At 65.4% G+C, this 2,528-nt stretch carries 4 protein-coding genes; 2 read left to right on the forward strand and 2 right to left on the reverse strand.

Translation table 11 applies throughout. The annotated features are described in order from the left end of the window. Positions 1–327 precede the first annotated feature (327 nt). Together kfrB and kfrC are read left to right on the forward strand one after the other, a co-directional pair. Positions 328–675, forward strand: coding sequence for an IncP plasmid survival protein KfrB (gene kfrB / locus N878_RS17555; RefSeq protein WP_000664557.1), 348 nt, complete (start codon positions 328–330; stop codon positions 673–675). Between the two features lie 28 nt (positions 676–703). Further along, positions 704–1,357, forward strand: a complete 654-nt coding sequence (gene kfrC, locus N878_RS17560; RefSeq protein ID WP_000826922.1) for an IncP plasmid survival protein KfrC — start codon at positions 704–706, stop codon at positions 1,355–1,357. A 202-nt stretch (positions 1,358–1,559) separates the two neighbouring features. Here kfrC and N878_RS17565 read toward each other — a convergent pair whose 3' ends face one another. Then, entirely contained in the window at positions 1,560–2,000 is a 441-nt protein-coding gene (locus tag N878_RS17565; RefSeq protein WP_000718516.1) for a conjugal transfer protein TraM, read from the reverse strand. After that, positions 2,000–2,528, reverse strand: a 529-nt coding sequence (locus tag N878_RS29070; RefSeq protein WP_021444901.1) for a hypothetical protein, incomplete at its 5' end; no start/stop codon positions are given. The genes N878_RS29070 and N878_RS17565, both read right to left, overlap by 1 nt.

Below are 2,528 nucleotides of genomic sequence, written 5' to 3' on the forward strand. Positions count from 1 at the left end.
GACCGCCGCCCAGGGCGAGCGCGACCAGGCGAAGCGCGACGCTGCCCAGGCCCGCGAGGAAGCGGCCGGGCTTCGCGGCCGGCTGGAGGCCCTGGAAACCGTCATGGCGCAAGGCCGGGCGGCCGATCCGACCAGCGGCGGACGCAAAAAGACCTGATAAATCGGTTGGTTTTCCTTAAAATTACCCTGGAACCCTGACAAAACGCACAACCCGGCCGCTGGGAAGAGCCGGCCTCGCTTTGCCGAGGTCGGCTTTTTTGTTGGAGCGCGGCTTGCATGGGGCCACCATCACCCTTTTGAGAACTACGGCAACCATAGGAGTGCCCGATGAAAGAACGCCTCTTGGTCATGAACGGTCAACGCATCGTTCAGGCCGAAAAGGACGGCGCTTGGACGAATCAGAAAGTAGACAAGGCGGGCGCGTTGAAGCCCGGCATCTACAACCTGTACACGGCCCAAGCGGCCGACAAGAAGCAGACCCACGCCGGCGTGATCGTTCATGCCGACGCCACCAACGTGTACCAGCAGATCGGCAAGAACTTTGTCATGCACGCTCGGTCAGATTTCGATAAAGTACCTGAAATTGGGAGCGCAAAGAGCATCAGCTACAACGCCCAGGGCAAGGCGGCAGTCGCCGCAGAGGCCCCGAAACTGACGCGGGGGCGCTCCATGTAGCTTTAGCGGCTAAAAAGGAGGCACGCCCTTGAAACGACTCACCATCCCCGGCAGCGGCACCGAGAGCCGCGCCACCAAGCCGGCCCGCGTCAGCGCGCCGGCCACCCTCGGCGGTGCCGCCTTCGGCGCTTCGCGCGAGGACACCGGAGCCGACTTGCTGGAGGCCGCCCAGGCGGCCGAGATCGAGCAGCAGGCCACCCTAGAGGCGGCCCCGGTCGAGCAGTCCTACCCCGAAACCCTGGCGCTCTACGTGCAGGCCAAGCACGACCAGGTGGAGCACATCGAGGACAGGCTAGAAAACCTGATCGACCGGCAGCAGGCCCGTTTGCAGCAGACCCAGGCGTCCGCGCCTGGCCGGCTTTCCTTGCCCGGCTCTAAGCGAGCCTGGCAGAACCAGCAGGCGCAGCAGCAGGCCCGCTTGCAGACGCTTCACGCGCGCCTGGAGGCCGTCCGCGAGATCAAGGAAGGCATGGGCCTGCACTCGCCGAAGATCGAAGAGCTGGCGACGCGCAAGATGCGCGCCGAGAACCCCGAGCTGGCTTCCGATTGGGATGCCATGCGCGAGGCCGCCCGCCGGCATGAGCTGCTGATGCGCAAGCAGGAGCAGGAGCGCAAGCAATCCCAGGCCCAGGAGCGGCCAGGGAGATCGCAGTCCTTGGGCCTGTCAGCCAGGCCCGCATAAAAACGAAGCCCGGCGGTCGCCGGGCTTTTTTCTCGAGCATCGCCATTTCTGGCGAGGGAGGCCCGCCGAGGGCCTGGTGGAATCATCCTGCAGCATCGTCACAAGCGACGATGCCGGGAGCTGGCCAGCATCGCCGAACCTGGCGATGCCGCCGGCGCGGTCGACCATCGCCAGTTCTGACGATGAGATCCCGCATCGCCATCTACAGCGAGGCCCACAGGGCCAGGCCGGCGGCCACGACCGCCATGCCGGCCGCGACCATGTTCATCATGGCGACGCGCCGCGCCTCGCGGATCGGCGCGACGAGCTGCGCCGTCACCGCCTCAACCTCACGCCGCACGGCCTCGGCGGCCGCCTTCGCGCCCTCCTGCATTCCCCGCGTCATGGCGTCCTTGCTGGCCGCCAACGCCGCGTTGAGCGTCCTTTCCGCCTTTCCCTTGGCGTCATCACCCCATCGGTGGGCGATGGACTCCAGTTCCGACTTGAAGGCGTCCAAGATTTCCTGCTGGGCCGATGCGCTGTCCTGCATCAGCTTCATGTTGATGGTCTGGAGGATCAAGATCGGATCGTCGCGGCCCACGGCGATGCCGTGCTTGGCCGCGATCTCCCGTATCAGCTCCTCGATCTTGTCGTCGGCCGCCATCAGAGCACCGCCGCGTTTTCGAGCTGGGCGAAGAGCTGGGTTTTCACGATCTTGAGCCGCTGCCGCGTCATGATCGTGAGCGCCGAATCGGCCAGGGCCTCATCGAAGGTGCGCCGATCCTGGAGCATTTCGGCGAAGTCGCGGCCGTAGGTTTCCTCTTTCAGCGCCGGAATCTGGATGATGGCGGACACACGGCCCTTGTTGGTCGTGTACGCCTTCAACTGCTCGAACCCCTTGCCCTCGTGCTCGATTGGCCCCCAATACGGGTTCAGCCAGACCACGAACAGGCATTCGGCCGGGAACTGGCTGGCGAGCTGGGCGAAGCCGCTCACCGTGTCCACCAGGGCCTGGCCGCCGGTGACGACCGTATGCACCACGAGTTCGTGGCCCATGTCCTGGAGCAGCGCCGGCACCTGGTTGCTGATGAGGTAGTGCGACAGCGGCACGAACGAGCTGGCCCCGTTGTCGATGATGACGTCGCCCTCGGCCGACGCGATCATCTCGACCAGGGCGTCGAAATTCCGGGTG

Origin of the sequence: Pseudomonas sp. EGD-AK9 (assembly GCF_000465935.2) — a bacterium.
GTDB lineage: Bacteria > Pseudomonadota > Gammaproteobacteria > Pseudomonadales > Pseudomonadaceae > Aquipseudomonas.

Bases quoted from the DNA above. Each gene is read 5' to 3' on its own strand.
- kfrB (WP_000664557.1), top strand. From the start codon at position 328: ATGAAAGAACGCCTCTTGGTCATGAACGGTCAACGCATCGTTCAGGCC.
- N878_RS17565 (WP_000718516.1), bottom strand. From the start codon at position 2,000: ATGGCGGCCGACGACAAGATCGAGGAGCTGATACGGGAGATCGCGGCC.